At 32.5% G+C, this 16,801-nt stretch carries 13 protein-coding genes; 8 read left to right on the forward strand and 5 right to left on the reverse strand.

The genetic code is table 11. The features are described from left to right. Nucleotides 1-6: 6 nt before the first annotated feature. From C7H52_RS00315 to C7H52_RS00325, 3 genes are all read right to left on the reverse strand, one after another. On the reverse strand, nt 7-627 hold the full coding sequence (locus tag C7H52_RS00315; RefSeq protein ID WP_106461887.1) for a bifunctional nuclease family protein: 621 nt from the start codon (nt 625-627) through the stop codon (nt 7-9). Nucleotides 628-741: 114 nt separating this feature from the next. Next, the gene (locus tag C7H52_RS00320; protein ID WP_106461888.1) at nt 742-1,704 is read right to left on the reverse strand and encodes an electron transfer flavoprotein subunit alpha/FixB family protein; all 963 of its coding nucleotides are present in this window, start codon (nt 1,702-1,704) and stop codon (nt 742-744) included. Nucleotides 1,705-1,806: 102 nt separating this feature from the next. Continuing rightward, the gene (locus C7H52_RS00325; protein WP_106461889.1) at nt 1,807-2,553 is read right to left on the reverse strand and encodes an electron transfer flavoprotein subunit beta/FixA family protein; all 747 of its coding nucleotides are present in this window, start codon (nt 2,551-2,553) and stop codon (nt 1,807-1,809) included. A 205-nt stretch (nt 2,554-2,758) separates the two neighbouring features. Between C7H52_RS00325 and C7H52_RS00330 the strand changes: the two genes are divergently transcribed. From C7H52_RS00330 to C7H52_RS00355, 6 genes are all read left to right on the forward strand, one after another. After that, nucleotides 2,759-3,739, forward strand: coding sequence for a pyruvate dehydrogenase complex E1 component subunit beta (locus C7H52_RS00330; RefSeq protein WP_106461890.1), 981 nt, complete (start codon nt 2,759-2,761; stop codon nt 3,737-3,739). A gap of 74 nt (nt 3,740-3,813) precedes the next feature. Next, the gene (locus tag C7H52_RS00335; RefSeq protein ID WP_106461891.1) at nt 3,814-6,297 is read left to right on the forward strand and encodes a DUF5686 and carboxypeptidase-like regulatory domain-containing protein; all 2,484 of its coding nucleotides are present in this window, start codon (nt 3,814-3,816) and stop codon (nt 6,295-6,297) included. An 80-nt stretch (nt 6,298-6,377) separates the two neighbouring features. Beyond that, nucleotides 6,378-7,169, forward strand: a complete 792-nt coding sequence (locus C7H52_RS00340; protein ID WP_106461892.1) for a membrane metalloprotease — start codon at nt 6,378-6,380, stop codon at nt 7,167-7,169. Between the two features lie 110 nt (nt 7,170-7,279). Further along, nucleotides 7,280-7,807 carry an inorganic diphosphatase gene (locus C7H52_RS00345; protein WP_106461893.1) on the forward strand — a complete coding sequence of 176 codons (528 nt, stop codon included), beginning with the start codon at nt 7,280-7,282 and terminating at the stop codon, nt 7,805-7,807. Between the two features lie 184 nt (nt 7,808-7,991). Then, the gene (locus tag C7H52_RS00350) at nt 7,992-10,481 is read left to right on the forward strand and encodes a sodium-translocating pyrophosphatase (RefSeq protein ID WP_106461894.1); all 2,490 of its coding nucleotides are present in this window, start codon (nt 7,992-7,994) and stop codon (nt 10,479-10,481) included. Nucleotides 10,482-10,576: 95 nt separating this feature from the next. Then, the gene (locus C7H52_RS00355) at nt 10,577-11,581 is read left to right on the forward strand and encodes an App1 family protein (protein WP_106461895.1); all 1,005 of its coding nucleotides are present in this window, start codon (nt 10,577-10,579) and stop codon (nt 11,579-11,581) included. Between the two features lies 1 nt (nt 11,582). On the opposite strand, the gene C7H52_RS00360 is transcribed toward C7H52_RS00355, so the two are convergent. Further along, complete coding sequence (locus C7H52_RS00360; RefSeq protein ID WP_106461896.1) at nt 11,583-12,197, reverse strand: deoxynucleoside kinase; 615 nt, start codon at nt 12,195-12,197, stop codon at nt 11,583-11,585. A gap of 2 nt (nt 12,198-12,199) precedes the next feature. Next, nucleotides 12,200-12,973, reverse strand: a complete 774-nt coding sequence (locus C7H52_RS00365) for a hypothetical protein (protein WP_106461897.1) — start codon at nt 12,971-12,973, stop codon at nt 12,200-12,202. Nucleotides 12,974-13,123: 150 nt separating this feature from the next. Between C7H52_RS00365 and C7H52_RS00370 the strand changes: the two genes are divergently transcribed. Beyond that, nucleotides 13,124-14,020 carry a GLPGLI family protein gene (locus tag C7H52_RS00370; protein WP_106461898.1) on the forward strand — a complete coding sequence of 299 codons (897 nt, stop codon included), beginning with the start codon at nt 13,124-13,126 and terminating at the stop codon, nt 14,018-14,020. A 29-nt stretch (nt 14,021-14,049) separates the two neighbouring features. Next, nucleotides 14,050-16,761 (forward strand): TonB-dependent receptor, encoded by a 2,712-nt coding sequence (locus tag C7H52_RS00375; RefSeq protein ID WP_106461899.1) that lies wholly within the window; start codon nt 14,050-14,052, stop codon nt 16,759-16,761. The last annotated feature ends 40 nt before the right edge of the window (nt 16,762-16,801 follow it).

Here is a 16,801-nt window from a genome sequence, read left to right on the forward strand (position 1 = left end):
AGCGTATTATCTTTTTGAAATCTCGTCTCTTATTTGAGCCGCTTTTTCGTAATCTTCATTGTTAACAGCCTCATCTAATAAAAGGTTTAGTTCTTCTAAAGATTTAGATTTTAAGTGGTCTTTAGGTTCATTGTCCTCGTCATCAACTAAAAGTACTTCACTTAAAATAGGGTCGTCTTCAATATCTAATGGATTATCATTTTTAATTTGTTCTCCTTTTAAATAAATCCCGGCTTTATCTAGTATGTTTTTATAAGTGAAAATAGGAGAGTTAAATCGTAGGGCTAAAGCAATAGCATCACTGGTTCTGGCGTCTATAATTTCTTCAATTTTATCGCGTTCGCAAATTAAACTTGAATAAAAAACACCATCAACAAGTTTATGGATTATAACTTGTTTAACAACAATGTCAAACCTGTCGGAGAAGCTTTTAAATAAATCGTGGGTGAGTGGTCTTGGTGGTCGAATTTCTTTTTCTAGAGCAATAGCAATACTTTGCGCTTCAAAAGCTCCAATAACAATAGGTAGTTTTCTTTCGCCATCTACCTCACTAAGTATTAATGCATACGCACCATTTTGAGTTTGGCTGTATGAAATGCCTTTTATGTTTAATCTAACTAAACTCATAATATATTAAAAGACAAAGAACTGTTTAAATTAGGACTTTACCAAACTGAAAGTTTTCAGAATTGTAAAATAATAAAATTTAAACAGTTCTTTGATATAGAACTTAAAATAAATTTAAGCGTTTGCCGCTTTAAATTCTTTTAATTTTTCAATTAATTGTGGGACTACCTCAAAAGCATCTCCAATCACACCGTAATCTGCAGCTTTAAAGAAAGGTGCTTCAGGATCTGTATTAATAACTACTTTTACTTTTGATGCATTAATACCAGCTAAATGTTGAATTGCACCAGATATACCAATAGCAATATATAAGTTGGAAGCAACCGGCTTACCTGTTTGTCCTACATGTTCTCCATGAGGTCTCCAGCCTAAATCACTTACAGGTTTTGAACATGCAGTTGCTGCACCTAAAACTTCTGCTAATTCTTCAACCATACCCCAATTTTCAGGACCTTTTAATCCTCTTCCGGCCGACACAACAATTTCTGCATCTGCAATAGAAACTTTGTCTGTTGCTTTATCTACAGATTCTACAGTAACACCGTTATTTGGGATTGAAGGTGAAAAATCCTCTGAAGTTGCACTTGCAGACACCTCTTTTAAACCAAATGAATTATTAGATAAACCAACTATTTTAACTTCAGTATTTATAGCTGTATTATTGAAAGCTTTATTAGTAAATGCTGTTCTTTTAACTGTAAATGGAGAAGTGTTACTTGGTGTTTCTACAACATTAGAAGCGTAACCTGCATCTAAATTTACGGCTAAGATTGGAGCCAAATACTTACTGTCTGCAGTTTGGCTTAAAACCACAACTTTAGAACCCTCCTTTTCGGCAGCTTGTTTAATAGCTGATGCATAAGATTTTGCGTTGAAAGGTTTTAGGTTTGCGTTAGAAACATTTAGTACTTTATCTACACCATAAGTTCCTAATGCGGAAACATCATTAGAGTTTATTGCGATAGCGGTCACTGTTGTTCCCATTTGTTCAGCTACTGCTTTAGCGTAAGACGCTGCTTCAAAAGCTGTTTTTTTAAATTTTCCGTTTTCTGATTCTGTATATACTAAAACTGACATCTTTATAATTTTTTGTCATCCTGAACTTGTTTCAGGATCTCATTAAACTTTTCTTAAATTTCCTAAGGTTCCGAAACAAGTTCGGAATTATTTAAGATGTGACTAAATTACTTTAGCTTCGTTATGAAGTAAGTTAACTAACTCGTCTAAATTATCTGCATCCACAAGTTTTACTGCGCCTTTTGGTGCTGGTTTTTCAAAACTTAAGGAGCTGGTTTCTGTTTCAGCAGATGCTGCTTCAACAACATTTAAAGGTTTCGTCCTTGCAGTCATAATCCCTCTCATGTTTGGAATACGTAAATCGTTTTCTTCCACTAAACCTTTTTGACCTGCTATAACCAATGGTAAACTAGTAGAAACAGTCTCTTTTCCGCCGTCTATCTCTCTAACTGCCTTAGCGTTTGAACCATCTATTTCTAAAGAAATACAATTGGTTACAAAATTAGCATCTGTTAATTCTGCTAACATCCCTGGAACCATACCGCCATTATAGTCTATAGATTCACGACCAGCAATCACTAAATCATAGCCACCATCTTTAACAACTTTTGCTAATTCCTTAGCAACTTGGAAACCGTCTTTTGCTTCAACATCTACCCTAATAGCATTATCTGCTCCAATAGCTAATGCTTTTCTTAATGTAGGTTCTGTTTCTTTTCCTCCAACATTTACGACATCTACGCTTGCACCTTGTTTTTCTTTAAACCACATAGCGCGTGTTAAACCAAACTCATCATTAGGATTAATAACATATTGCACACCATTAGTGTCAAACTTGGTGTCGTTTTCTGTAAAATTAATTTTTGAAGTCGTATCTGGTACGTGACTAATACATACTAAAATTTTCATAGGTTAACTTTTAATAAATTATCTGTTCTCACGCGTAAAATTCCGTTATTTTTGTAGGATTACAAAATTAATGCTGAAATAATTACGAGATTACGAAAATAAAACATTTTCAATTAATTTCCTATGCATGCATAATAAATTTTAAATAAAAGTTTAACTTATATTTTTTGATTTATCCTTATTTTCGCGTCACAATATTTGATTTATGAAGACAATTCAATTTAGAGAAGCCATTTGTGAAGCCATGAGTGAAGAAATGCGCAGAGATGAGAGCATTTATTTAATGGGGGAAGAGGTTGCTGAATATAATGGTGCTTATAAAGCGTCTAAAGGTATGCTTGATGAGTTTGGAGCAAAACGTGTTATCGATACACCAATTGCTGAGTTAGGTTTTGCTGGTATAGCAATTGGTTCTACTATGACAGGAAACCGTCCAATAGTAGAGTATATGACTTTTAATTTCTCGTTAGTTGGAATTGATCAAATTATTAATAATGCCGCTAAAATTAGACAAATGTCTGGCGGTCAGTTTAAATGTCCTATTGTTTTTCGTGGCCCAACCGCTTCTGCGGGTCAATTAGCAGCAACACACTCTCAGGCTTTTGAGAACTGGTTTGCAAACACACCTGGTTTAAAAGTTGTAGTACCATCAAATCCTTACGATGCTAAAGGCTTATTAAAGTCGGCAATACGCGATGACGATCCAGTAATTTTTATGGAAAGTGAGCAAATGTATGGAGATAAAGGTGAAGTGCCAGAAGGTGAATATACAATTCCTTTAGGTGTTGCCGAAATTAAGCGCGAAGGTACCGATGTAACTATTGTATCCTTTGGTAAAATTATTAAAGAAGCTTACAAGGCTGCTGAAGAACTAGAGAAAGATGGTATCTCTTGTGAAATTATCGACTTAAGAACAGTAAGGCCATTAGATAAGAAGACAGTTTTAGAGTCTGTTAAAAAAACGAATCGTTTAGTAGTTCTTGAAGAAGCTTGGCCATTTGGAAATGTGTCAACAGAGCTAACCTATATAGTACAGTCTGAAGCATTTGATTATCTAGATGCTCCTGTTGTTAAAATTAATACAGCAGACACCCCAGCACCATATTCGCCAGTATTATTAGCGGAGTGGTTACCTAATCATGAAAGTGTGATTAAGGCTGTTAAAAAAGTAATGTATAAAAAATAATTTATTATTTTCGTAAGCATATAAGCTTCATTAACTTGTAGTTAATGAAGCTTTTTTTTGCCTAACCCATAGCTATGAAAACCTATTTTGTATTATTAATTCTTTTTTGCAGTTCGTTTCTTATGGCACAAACCAAAGTTAGTGGTTATGTCTTAGACGAAATGAACGAGCCTGTTCCATTTGCAAATGTCATATTTAAAAACTCTACAAAAGGAGTTATTACCAATGAGAATGGTAAGTTTTATATGGAGGACGACCAAACTTGGGAAACGCTTATTGTTTCTTTTGTAAGTTATGAAACTAAAGAAGTTCCTTTAAAAAAAGGGGCTAATTACGATTTAAAAATAATTTTAAAAGAAGAAGTTGCAGCTTTAAATGAGGTAGTTATTGTTACTGGGAAACAGTCCAAAAAAAATAATCCAGCGATAGATATTTTAAGAAAAATATGGGCCAATAAACGAACTAATGGTTTAAATAAATACAAACAATATCAATACGATAAATACGAAAAAGTAGAATTCGATTTAAATACTATTGACAGTGCTACTATAAAAAGTAAGCTGTTTAGAGGTATGGAATTTGTTTTTGACCAAGTTGACACCTCAAAAGTAACAGGTAAAACCTATTTGCCAATGTTTATTAATGAAGCAGCAAGTGAGGTTTATGGAGATAATATTCTTAATGAAAAAAGAGAAATCTTGCGTGGGAATAAGAATTCTGGATTTAGTAATAATCAAACCATAATAGATTTTATAGATGATTTATATAGTGAATATGACATTTATGAAAACTATTTAAAATTTTTCGATAAAAGTTTTACCAGTCCATTATCAAGAACAGGTATAAACACCTATAACTATGTATTAGCAGATAGTACGTTTATTGATAATAAGTGGTGTTATAACATTATATATTATCCACGTCGAAAAAATGAGTTAACCTTTAAAGGTGATTTTTGGGTGGCAGACACCACGTTTGCTATTAAAAAAATTAATATGCAAGCGTCTAAAAGTGCTAATATAAATTGGGTTAAAGAAATTTATATCGAGCAAGAATTTGATGTTTTAAATGATTCTGTATTTCTTATTAAACGTGATTATTTTATGTCGGATTTTGCTTTCAATAAAAAAGAGGAGTCTAAAGGTATTTACGGAAAACGAACAACGCTATACGATAATTATCAATTTGATATCAAAAAGGAAAAGGATTTTTACTCTAAAAAAGTATACAGTTTCGATGAAGATCTTTATAATCAAGATGACGAGTTTTGGAATAAAAAACGTCTGGAGCAGCTAAGTAAAGATGAAAAAGGTGTTTATGTGATGCTGGATTCTCTAAAAAAAACAAAAAAATTTAAACGTTTATATAATATTGGTAGCATCTTGGCTTCTGGTTATATAGAGTTTGATGAGCTAAATTTAGATTACGGACCTATATTTTCTACATTTGGATTTAATGAAGTTGAAGGAGTCCGACTTAGAGCAGGAGGACGTACCTATTTTGGTCAAAACGATTTATGGCGTTTAGAAGGATTTACGGCTTATGGGTTTAGAGACAATAAGTTTAAATACGGTATTTCTGGAAAGTGGCTTTTAGATAAGAAATCCCGATTAATTATTTCTGGTGGTAACAGGCGTGATGTTGAACAAATTGGTGCAAGTTTAACAACAAGTACAGACGTTCTAGGTCGTAGTTTAGCATCTTCGTCCGTCATTGGTACAGGAGCAAACGATAAACTAACCAATATCAATCTATCAACTTTAGCGTTAGAATTAGAACCTGCACGAAATTTTATTACGCGTTTAAGTGGTACATACAGAACCTTAGAGTCTGCATCTAAAACCTTTAGTTTAGACTATTTTAAACCGGATGGAACTATAGAGGGCGAAATACAACAATTTGAAACGACATTATCGCTCACTTATTTTCCAAAACGTGAAATGACTGGATTTGGTGTAGAGCGCAAAACTAAAAATGACGATTTTGCAACCTTATTTGCGCAAGTTACAAAAGGCGATGAAGGGTTTTTAGGAAGTGATTTTAATTATACTAAATACCAATTTTCTTATACACAACCTTGGGCTGTAGGAGGACTAGGACGTTTAACTTCGTCTATAGAAGCGGGGAAAACTTTTGGTCAAATTCCGTTAGGCTTAATGAGTATTGTTCCTGGAAATCAGACTTATTTTTCTATTTATAATACCTTTTCTAATCTGGATTTTTATGAATTTGTAACCGACGAGTATCTTACGCTACATTTAGAGCATAATTTTAACGGGCGTATTTTTTCAAGAATTCCTTTTCTAAAGAAGCTAAACTGGAGAGAGATTGTTGGATTTAGAGGAGTTGTAGGTGATATTTCTGATGAAAACAGAGCAATAAATGCATCAGGATTGCCTTATAATGCTCCTAATAAAGAAGCGTATTATGAATACAGTTTTGGAATCGCGAATATTTTTAAGGTTTTTAGAATAGATTTTAATTTTAGAGGTAATTACTTAGATAATCCCGATGCTAGAAAATTTGGAGTAACTGGAGCATTTGGATTTTATTTCTAAACACGAAAGTCAAAAAATTAACAAGACCTTATCATAGTTTTTTAATGATGTTGTGTAAGTTTAATAAATTCTTTTATACAATGAAAAATTTATTACTACTTAGTTTTTTTATTATCTTTAGTACGTCCTGCTCTAAGGACGATGACTCAAGTTCAGCAACTAACTCTAACTCGAACAGTTCTACAAACAGTACATCCACCTCAAACAACCTTTCTGTGGGTGCTTCAGCAAATGGACTGCTTTCAGCAGATAAATTTACAAGTATGGTCGTTGAAATTGTCTATGTGGAAGGCTTTCAACCTACAACAACTGCTGTCAATAATTTTGTGACATTCTTGAATAATAGAACATTTAAGCCTAATGGAATTACGGTACAGCAAAGGTCTATTCCTTCACCAAACCTATCGACCTATACTATTCAGCAAATTATAGATATAGAAAATGCAAATAGAACTGCATTTAGTACAGAAAATCAAATTGCCGTTTGGGCCTATTTTTCTGATGGAGCATCTTCAGGTAATTCGGGAAATAGCGTTGTTTTAGGTACAGCATATAAAAATACTTCATTTGTAATATTTGAAGAGACTATTCATGGGTTAAGTGATAGTGCGTTTGAGCCAGAAAGAAGTGATATAGAATCTACCGTAATACAGCACGAATTTGGTCATATATTTGGATTAACAGATCTAGGAAGTCCTTTACAATCGCAACACGAAGACCAAGCGCATCCTAAACATTGTGATGTAGATACTTGTTTAATGTTTTGGCAAGCAGAAACAGGTTCTGGAATTATGGGTATGGTAAGTGGAGGAAATATTCCTCAATTAGATGCGCAGTGTATTGCCGATTTACAAGCTAATGGCGGTAAATAAAGTTTTAATGCTTTATTAAAATAGTTTCAATTAAATTTATAGGTATTCATTTTTTAAACATATTTAGATTTACTACTTTTGCAGACTTAAAAATTTATAAAATAGAGTAAATGAGTCCAGCAGGTAAAGTAAGTTTTGATGCTTTGGTAGAAATTCCAAAAGGAAGTCGTAATAAATATGAATATGATTTTGAATTAAAGAAAATACGTTTCGATCGTATGCTTTTTTCTTCAATGATGTATCCTGGAGATTATGGTTTTATACCAGAAACTCTGGCTTTAGATGGAGATCCATTAGATGTTTTAGTTTTAGGTCATGAACCAACGTTTCCAATGTGCGTAGTTGAAATTAAGCCAATTGGAGTGTTTCACATGGCTGATGAAAAAGGTCCTGATGAAAAAATTGTATGTGTACCTGTTTCAGACCCTATTTGGAGTAAGAAAAACGATATATCAGACATTAATCCACACAGATTAGATGAAATAACACACTTCTTTCAGGTTTATAAAGATTTAGAGAAGAAAAAAGTGGACATCGGAAGTTGGGGAGACGCAAAAGAAGCTTACGATATCGTTCAAAAATGTGTGGAACGTTACGAATCTAGTGAGCATAAAGCAAAAGGAGACTTTAAGATATAATTGTTTCTTTATTTAATATTTAAGCCTTTCAAGTTTTGAAAGGCTTTTTTTTTATCTTTTTCAGAAGTCTTAATTATTATATTCTCAATAGTTGTATTTCTATAATATGATTTTAAAAATATTTTATAAGTATTTTTGAATTTAGTACATTAGAAGAATCTAATACTAATCAAAAATAAAATTTATGGAATCATTAATGATCTACATGCCAATTCTTATGGCAGTTATTGGCTTATTATATATGCTAGTTAAAAAAACTTGGGTATTAAAACAAGATGCTGGAGATGGCAAAATGAAAGAAATTTCAGATTATATTTATGAAGGTGCTCTAGCGTTTCTAAAAGCCGAATATAAATTATTGGCCATTTTTGTTGTAATTGTAAGTGCTTTACTTGCAATCGTTGCGTATTTTATAGACACTACTCATTGGTTAATAGTAGTGGCGTTTATTTTTGGAGCTATATTCTCTGCATTTGCTGGAAATATTGGGATGAAAATAGCAACAAAAACGAATGTTAGAACAACTCAAGCAGCTAAAACAAGTTTGCCTAAAGCATTAAATATTTCTTTTGGTGGAGGTACGGTAATGGGTTTAGGAGTGGCAGGACTTGCTGTTCTAGGACTAACAGGTTTTTTCTTGCTTTTTTATGCTTTTTTTATGGATAGTCAATGGACGTCTACACAAGCAATGACTATTGTTTTAGAAACTTTAGCTGGTTTTTCTTTAGGAGCAGAGAGTATTGCGCTTTTCGCGAGAGTTGGTGGAGGTATTTATACTAAAGCGGCTGATGTAGGTGCAGATTTAGTAGGTAAGGTTGAAGCGGGGATTCCAGAAGACGACCCAAGAAACCCGGCAACTATTGCAGATAACGTTGGAGATAATGTTGGTGATGTGGCAGGTATGGGAGCCGATTTGTTTGGGAGTTACGTAGCGACTGTTCTTGCAGCTATGGTTTTAGGAAATTATGTGATAAGGGATATGGGTGGAAATATCACTGAATTTGGTTTTAGTGGTATCGGTCCAATTTTACTGCCAATGTCTATTGCTGGTGTTGGAATTATAATTTCAATTATAGGTACGCTATTAGTTAAAATTAAATCAAATGAAGCTAAAGAAGCTCAGGTTATGGGAGCTTTAAATCTAGGTAACTGGACTTCTATAATATTAGTAGCAATATCTTGTTATGGACTTTGTATGTATATGTTGCCAGAAACCATGCGTATGAAATTTTTTGGTGAAGGCTATATTGAAATTTCATCAATGCGCGTATTCTATGCTACCTTAGTAGGTCTTTTTGTAGGCGGAGTTATTTCTTCTATTACAGAATATTATACAGGTTTAGGTAAAAAGCCAATTTTAGCTATTGTTCAAAAATCGAGTACGGGTGCAGGAACTAATATTATAGCAGGTTTAGCAACAGGAATGATTTCTACGTTTCCTTCAATATTATTATTTGCTGGAGCAATTTGGGCATCTTATGCATTGGCAGGATTTTATGGTGTGGCACTAGCAGCATCTGCAATGATGGCAACAACTGCTATGCAATTAGCAATTGATGCATTTGGTCCTATTAGTGATAATGCTGGTGGTATTGCAGAGATGAGTGAGCAAGATCCAATAGTTAGAGAACGCACTGATATTTTAGACTCGGTAGGAAACACTACAGCAGCCACAGGAAAAGGTTTTGCTATAGCTTCTGCAGCATTAACCTCATTAGCTCTTTTTGCAGCTTATGTGACATTTACAGGTATTGATGGGATAAATATTTTTAAAGCACCTGTATTAGCTATGTTGTTTGTTGGAGGTATGATACCAGTGGTTTTTTCTGCATTAGCCATGAATGCTGTAGGAAAAGCAGCTATGGAAATGGTTTATGAAGTGAGAAGACAGTTTAAGTCTATTCCAGGAATTATGGAAGGTACTGGTAAACCAGAATATGATAAGTGCGTTGCTATTTCTACTGAAGCCTCTTTGAAGGAAATGATGTTGCCAGGTTTGTTAACTATTGGTTTCCCACTTGCAATTGCCTTTATACCATTACTATTTGGAATGAGTCATTTGGCTATTGCTGAAATGCTTGGTGGGTACATGGCAGGTGTTACCGTAAGTGGTGTGTTATGGGCAATATTTCAAAATAACGCAGGAGGCGCTTGGGATAATGCCAAAAAATCTTTTGAAGCAGGAGTAATGATTAATGGTGAAATGACTTATAAAGGTAGTGATGCTCATAAAGCTGCTGTAACTGGAGATACTGTTGGAGATCCATTTAAAGACACTTCTGGTCCTTCCATGAATATCTTAATTAAATTAACGTGTTTAATAGGTTTAGTTATCGCTCCTATCTTGGGTAACCATAGTGAAACCGTTATAGAAGATCGAGAAGTCAATATATTTATTGATGAAAATGGAGAGCGTACCATTTTAAAAGAAGGCGAAACCATAAAGATTATAGATGCTGAAACTTTAAATTTAGAAAACAGTACTCAAACCTCTGTTGAAATGATTAAAAATGAGGAAAATGATCAGGTTACAGCAGAAGTGACTATCACTAAAACGTTAAACGGAAAAACCACTACAGAAAATAAAACTTTTACCGGAACAGAAGAAGAGGTTAGAGATCAACTTAAAGATGTAGAAGGCGTTAAAATAAAAATTAAAGATAAAAGCGAATAATAAAACATTGTTTTAAGTCTTATTCAAAAAAAACCATACAGTTGTATGGTTTTTTTATTAATTTTAATGTTTCATTAAATCTCTAAAAAAGTTTCATGGGTTGGTTCTCTAAAGATCCTTTACAAATTATTGCTTTCCATAGTTACGGCTCAAATTCGCATTTTTTTGCAAGAGGTCGCGCTCTAGAAGACGAGTCTATTGATTTAATGAGAAAGAATATTTTTTCAATGGTTATTAATACCTATAAAACCTTTGAAACTGATGAAATTAAAAACACCAAATTAAATTTAAAACTCCCAAATAATAAAATATTAAAGGCTGTAACAGATAATAATGGTTACTATAAGTTTGATACCAGTTTAGAAGATTTAAAATCTTTAACTAATGAGGAAGGTTGGTTGCAATTTGAATTATCTTATGATGATGTTAATATCAACCGCACTATACAGAACCAAAATCGATTTCCAGGAGAGATGCTTATACCGTCTAAAAAAGCGGTATTTGGTGTGGCTAGTGATATTGATGATACCATTTTGCATACAGGAGTTGTTTCAACCTTAAAATGGCGTGTTATATACAATACAGTATTTAAAAATGTTAAGCGTCGTTTGCCTCTAGAAGGTGCTGCAGAATTTTATCATTTATTACATCAAGGAATTACTGGAGATAATGCTAATCCTATTTTTTATGTAAGTCACAGTCCATGGAATTTATACAGGTATCTTGAGTTTTTCTTGAAACAAAATAATTTTCCAAAAGGACCTATTTTACTAAGGAGTTTTAGCGATTTTTTAAATAGAAAACGTTTAAAAGATAAACCTCAGAAACAAAAAGAAATTGTTAATCTTCTAAAAACTTATCCCGATTTACCATTTATACTTATTGGAGATAGTGGTGAAAAGGATATTGACATTTATATTGAAATTGCAAAAGCATTTCCTAAAAGAATATTAGCTATTTATTTAAGAAGTGTAAAGCATAAAAAGAAAATGATACGAGTTAAAACACTAGCCGATAGTTATAACGAAGTTCCTATTCTCTTAGTAAAAGACAGTAATGAAGCTAAGGCACATGCAAAAAAATCTGGTTTTATAGTCTAAATTAAAAAAGTCCGTTTATTTCAGCATCAATACGGTTAATAATGCTCCCTAAATCTTCAGGTTTAGCTACAAAATCTAAATTATCTACATCAATAATTAACAACTTTCCTTTTGTGTACCCTTGTATAAATGCTTCATAGCGTTCATTTAATCGGCTTAAATAATCAATACTTATAGAGTTTTCATAATCTCTGCCACGCTTGTGTATTTGGGCAACCAAGTTTGAAATGCTACTACGTAAATATATAAGTAAATCGGGCCCATCTACAAAACTCTCCATTAGGTCAAATAAAGACTTATAATTTTCAAAATCTCTATTGGTCATTAAGCCCATTGCATGTAAGTTTGGTGCAAAAATATGAGCATCCTCGTAAATAGTTCTATCTTGTATAATGTCTTTACCGCTTTCTTTTATTTGTGCTACCTGTCTAAAACGACTATTTAAAAAGTAGACTTGCAGGTTAAAACTCCAGCGCTCCATTTGGTTGTAAAAATCATCCAAATACGGATTGTCAACAACATCTTCAAGTTGTGCTTCCCAATTAAAATGCTTTGCTAATAATTTAGTAAGTGTTGTTTTTCCTGCTCCAATGTTTCCTGCTATAGCAACGTGCATATTTAAAAGTTTAATTTGTATTTGTAAATTTTATTTAGCTCGTAAATATAAAGGTTTTGTTGCGATACAAAAAAAGAATTTATCAGTTGATGTTCGAGAGGTATAGACTCAAATGTTTTAGTGCTTTTATTGTAAAATATTAGCATTTCCTTCTTTCTTAAAATAAGATGTTCATTAAATGATGCAATTTCCTCAAAACCTTCATTTTTAAAACTATACTCAACTATTCCTCTATAATTATAACAAGTTAAATTATCTTCAGTAAGTAACCATATATAATTATAATCGCTAGTAATATCTAGTATTTTTTTAGTAATAGGATTTGTAGAAAAAGTCGTTTCCTTAGTGAGGTAATTAAATTGTTCTAACTTTAATGTAATTTGATTAAATAACCATACAAAGTTTTTTTGTGTCGGTGTAATTAAGGATACCATTTTAAAATCTGGCAATGTGTTAAAATTTGTAATCGAAATTTCGGACAATCTATTATCTAAAACTACCAAAGCATTAGTGTCTTTATAAAAAATAAATGTTTTTAAAGGGTTAAATGTGTTAATACTTTCTACAGGTCCTAAAGACAAGTTGCTATAATTGAAAGTCGTATAAGGATTCTGTTTTTTTAAAGATTTATCGTTTAAATAGTAGGAATAGTCAAAATTATCTATACTCACCATAGAGTCTCTAGGTGTTGAAATCACTTCAATTAAGTCCGCAGTTACCTGGGAATAACTCGTGGAAATAAATAAAAGGAGTATTAAAATAAGATTAGTTTTCATTTTATACTTTTAATATGATAGTTCCTATTTAAATTAATTTTGGTGTTAACTCTTGAGGCAAGTAAATTATTTTAACAAAATCTTAACAGGTGTAGAGTTAACAAAACAGTCTAAAGGTAGTCTAAAAAGTGTAAGCAATATATAATGACAATGAAAAAAAGTTTAAAAATCATCTTATTACTAGTTATTACTTTAATAACTCAAAATGGTATAGCTCAAAAGGAGTTTACAGGTAAAGCTACATACGTTTCTAAAACAACGGTTGATCTGGACCAGTGGGGCGGAAAAGAAATGTCTCCAGAACGTAAAAAAATGATAATGGATCGCATGAAATCATTTTTAGAAAAAACCTACATATTAACATTTAATAAAACAGAATCAATCTTTAAGGAAGAAGAGCAATTAGACGCTCCGGGTTCAGGTGGTTTTGGTGCCATGATGGGAAGTTTTTCAGCTGGAGATCAATATAAAAACGTGAAGGATAATGTTATTCTGCAAGAGCAAGAATTCTTCGGAAAACAATTTTTAATTTCAGATTCTATTCCGCAGTTAAAATGGGAAATGACTGGAGAGACGAAACAAATTGGGCAATATACGTGTTTTAAGGCGACTGCAATGAAGCCTGTGGATGAATTTGATTTTTCAAACATGAGAAGAAAAAGAGGAGATGAGAAGAAGAACGAAGAAAAAGAACAAACCGAAAAAGCAAAAGACACCACTAAAACCGCAACATCGGCTTTTATGGAAGGTATAGAAATGCCAAAAGAAGTAGAAGTTACAGCTTGGTATACTTTGCAAGTCCCAATTAACAATGGTCCAAGTGAGTATGCTGGATTACCTGGGTTAATTTTAGAAGTAAACTCTGGTAGAACAACCATTTTATGTACTTCTATAACTTTAAATCCTTCAGAGAAGACTGAAATAGAAAAACCTAAAAAAGGAACTAAGGTTACAAAGCAAGAATACGCAGATATCGTTAAAAAGAAAATGGAAGAAATGAGAGAAATTTACGGTGGTCGTGGCGGAAGAGGCGGTGGACGTAGATAATCTTTACTAGTTATATTAAATTCAACCAAATGAAATATATATTTTTTTTAGCAACGCTATTTGTAACTACAATTAGTGTTGCTCAAGTGAGCTTTACAGGTGTCATTAAGGACAGTATTGGTCAACCTCTGGAGCTCGCTAATATTGTGGCTATTAACAAAGCCACAAACAAAATGGATGCTTACGCCATAACTAACGATAAAGGTAAATTCAAATTAAGTTTAGAAGCCAATTCAACCTATAATGTTCAAGTAAGTTATATTGGGATGAAAACCAAAACTGAAGAAATTTCTACTCAAGAGAACAGTCTAGTTAAGGATTTTTCACTTTTTGAAGATAGTGCTTTAAATGAAGTAGAGCTTACCTATGAAATGCCAGTCACTATAAGTGGTGATACCTTAATCTATAATGCAGATTCTTTTAAAAGCGGTACAGAGCGAAAACTTGAGGATGTCCTTAAAAAGTTGCCAGGCGTAGAGGTTAACGATGATGGTGAAATTGAAGTTGAAGGAAAAAAGGTAGGTAAAGTTATGGTTGAAGGCAAAGATTTTTTTGATGGAGACTCAAAGCTTGCAACAAAAAATATTCCTGCAGATGCTGTCGATAAGGTGCAGGTTCTTAAAAATTATTCTGAAGTAGGACAATTGGGCGGTGTTACAAATAATCAAGATAATATTGCAATTAACATTAAGCTTAAAGAAGGTAAAAAGAATTTTTGGTTTGGTACTGTTACAGCAGGAGCAGGTGTGGCCACAAATCAGGATTTGTACTTAGCGCAACCAAAACTTTTTTATTACAGTCCAACATATAGTATCAATTTTATTGGCGATTTAAATAATATTGGAGAAACTGCCTTTTCAAGAAGAGATTTTTTCAATTTTTCAGGCGGCTTCCAGCAACCTAGTACAAAAAGTGGTACTAATATTAATTTAGGTGGAAATGATTTAGGTTTTCTTCAGTTGCAAAATAATAGAGCGAAGGATATTAATAATAAATTCGGAGCTTTAAATTTTAGTTACGCACCTAAAAAAACTTTAGATTTAGGAGGCTTTGTTATTTTTTCAAGTAGCCGAATTGATTTACAAGAAAATAGTTCTAAAATTTATACAGATGATAATTTAGGGATTCCAAATGAGCAGACGCAGAGTTTAACTGAGCAAAAAAGCGATTTGGGTATGGTTAAGTTAAGTGCTAAATATAAGCCAAACGCGAGCAATCAGTTAGATTACGATATTATAGGCAAATTATCTAATGAGACTCAAAACCAAAATTTTGCATCTTCTGTTATTGGTGATTTAGATCAAATAGAAAGTAATAATCCCTATAGCATTAAGCAAAGTTTAAACTATTACTATACTTTAAATGAAAAAAACATATTTGCTTTTGAAGGACAGCATTTGTTATCGAAAGAGGATCCTTTTTACAACGCATTTATAGAACAAAATGCGACTTATGCCAACACAGGAACAGCTTTGGGTTTCGATCCTAATCAAAATGGTTACGATATAGCTCAGGAAAAAGAAGTTAAATCAAATCAACTCGATGTAAAGGTAGATTATTGGAATATTTTAAATAAAAAAAGTGATATTAATTTTACACTAGGAACTATTCAAAGTGTACAAGACTTTAATAGTAATTTATTTCAAAATTTGGATAGTGGAGAGACAAATAATAGTACACCTAGTATTAACGATGGATTGGATTTTAACGATGTAAATTATTTGTTTAGTGATGTTTATTTAGGGTTTCATTACCGACTAAAAACCGGAAAATTTACATTTACACCTGGGTTTTCTGCACATGCATACGCTGCAACAAACACTCAGTTTAATGAAGAGTATAAACAAACTTTCACAAGAGTTTTGCCAGATTTTAATATGAGATTGCAGTTAAAAAATAGTGAACAGTTAATTTTTAATTATAGAACACAAACCAATTTTACAGATGTTTCTCAACTAGCAAGAGGTTTAGTTTTAAACAATTATAATTCTTTAAATGCAGGAAATCCTGAGTTAGAAAATTCGTTGTCTCACAATCTAAATCTAACATACTTTAGCTTTAACATGTTTAACTATACTAATGTTACGGCAAACATAAACTACAACAAGAGTATTGATAATATTAGGAATCAATCTTTATTTGAACCAGGTAGTGTTGTAAGTATTGGAGCTCCATTTAATTCAAACTTTGCTGATGAGACTGTAACAGCTTTTGGTCGTTTTGAAAGAGCATTTGGTAAGTTAAGAGCAAGCGCAAATGGAACATTTAATTATTCTAAGTTTAATCAGTTTATCAACACTCGGAGAACAGTTAATGAAAATTATACGCAAAATTATAGAGTTGGTTTAAGATCTAACTTTAGAGAAGCACCAAATTTTAATGTAAGTTATAATTATACCATTAATGATAATGACCAAGGTAGTACACGTTCAAAGTTTTACACTCATGCACCTTCAGTTGAATTTGACGCACTAATATTGAAGTCATTTACATTTAAAACAGATTACACATATAATGATTTTAGAAATAGTGAAACTTCAATAAACACGTTTGACTTTTGGAATGCTTCATTAGCCTATAGAAAGGATCAGGATAGTAAATGGGAATATGAAGTTAAAGCAACCAACCTATTAAATACCAAATCTCAGAACAACACATCTAATAACGCATTATTCGTAAGTTCTACAGAGTATTTTATACAGCCACGTTTTGTAACTTTTAGGGTTATTTACTCGCTTTAAAATACTACAAAGTAAAAATTAAGGAAAACGTCTCAAATTT

The sequence above is a fragment of the Aurantibacter aestuarii genome, assembly GCF_003008425.1.
GTDB lineage: Bacteria > Bacteroidota > Bacteroidia > Flavobacteriales > Flavobacteriaceae > Aurantibacter > Aurantibacter aestuarii.

Bases quoted from the DNA above. Each gene is read 5' to 3' on its own strand.
- C7H52_RS00315 (WP_106461887.1), bottom strand. From the start codon at position 627: ATGAGTTTAGTTAGATTAAACATAAAAGGCATTTCATACAGCCAAACT.
- C7H52_RS00370 (WP_106461898.1), top strand. From the start codon at position 13,124: ATGAAAAAAAGTTTAAAAATCATCTTATTACTAGTTATTACTTTAATA.
- C7H52_RS00325 (WP_106461889.1), bottom strand. From the start codon at position 2,553: ATGAAAATTTTAGTATGTATTAGTCACGTACCAGATACGACTTCAAAA.
- C7H52_RS00360 (WP_106461896.1), bottom strand. From the start codon at position 12,197: ATGCACGTTGCTATAGCAGGAAACATTGGAGCAGGAAAAACAACACTT.
- C7H52_RS00330 (WP_106461890.1), top strand. From the start codon at position 2,759: ATGAAGACAATTCAATTTAGAGAAGCCATTTGTGAAGCCATGAGTGAA.
- C7H52_RS00355 (WP_106461895.1), top strand. From the start codon at position 10,577: ATGGGTTGGTTCTCTAAAGATCCTTTACAAATTATTGCTTTCCATAGT.
- C7H52_RS00375 (WP_106461899.1), top strand. From the start codon at position 14,050: ATGAAATATATATTTTTTTTAGCAACGCTATTTGTAACTACAATTAGT.
- C7H52_RS00340 (WP_106461892.1), top strand. From the start codon at position 6,378: ATGAAAAATTTATTACTACTTAGTTTTTTTATTATCTTTAGTACGTCC.
- C7H52_RS00345 (WP_106461893.1), top strand. From the start codon at position 7,280: ATGAGTCCAGCAGGTAAAGTAAGTTTTGATGCTTTGGTAGAAATTCCA.
- C7H52_RS00365 (WP_106461897.1), bottom strand. From the start codon at position 12,973: ATGAAAACTAATCTTATTTTAATACTCCTTTTATTTATTTCCACGAGT.
- C7H52_RS00335 (WP_106461891.1), top strand. From the start codon at position 3,814: ATGAAAACCTATTTTGTATTATTAATTCTTTTTTGCAGTTCGTTTCTT.
- C7H52_RS00350 (WP_106461894.1), top strand. From the start codon at position 7,992: ATGGAATCATTAATGATCTACATGCCAATTCTTATGGCAGTTATTGGC.
- C7H52_RS00320 (WP_106461888.1), bottom strand. From the start codon at position 1,704: ATGTCAGTTTTAGTATATACAGAATCAGAAAACGGAAAATTTAAAAAA.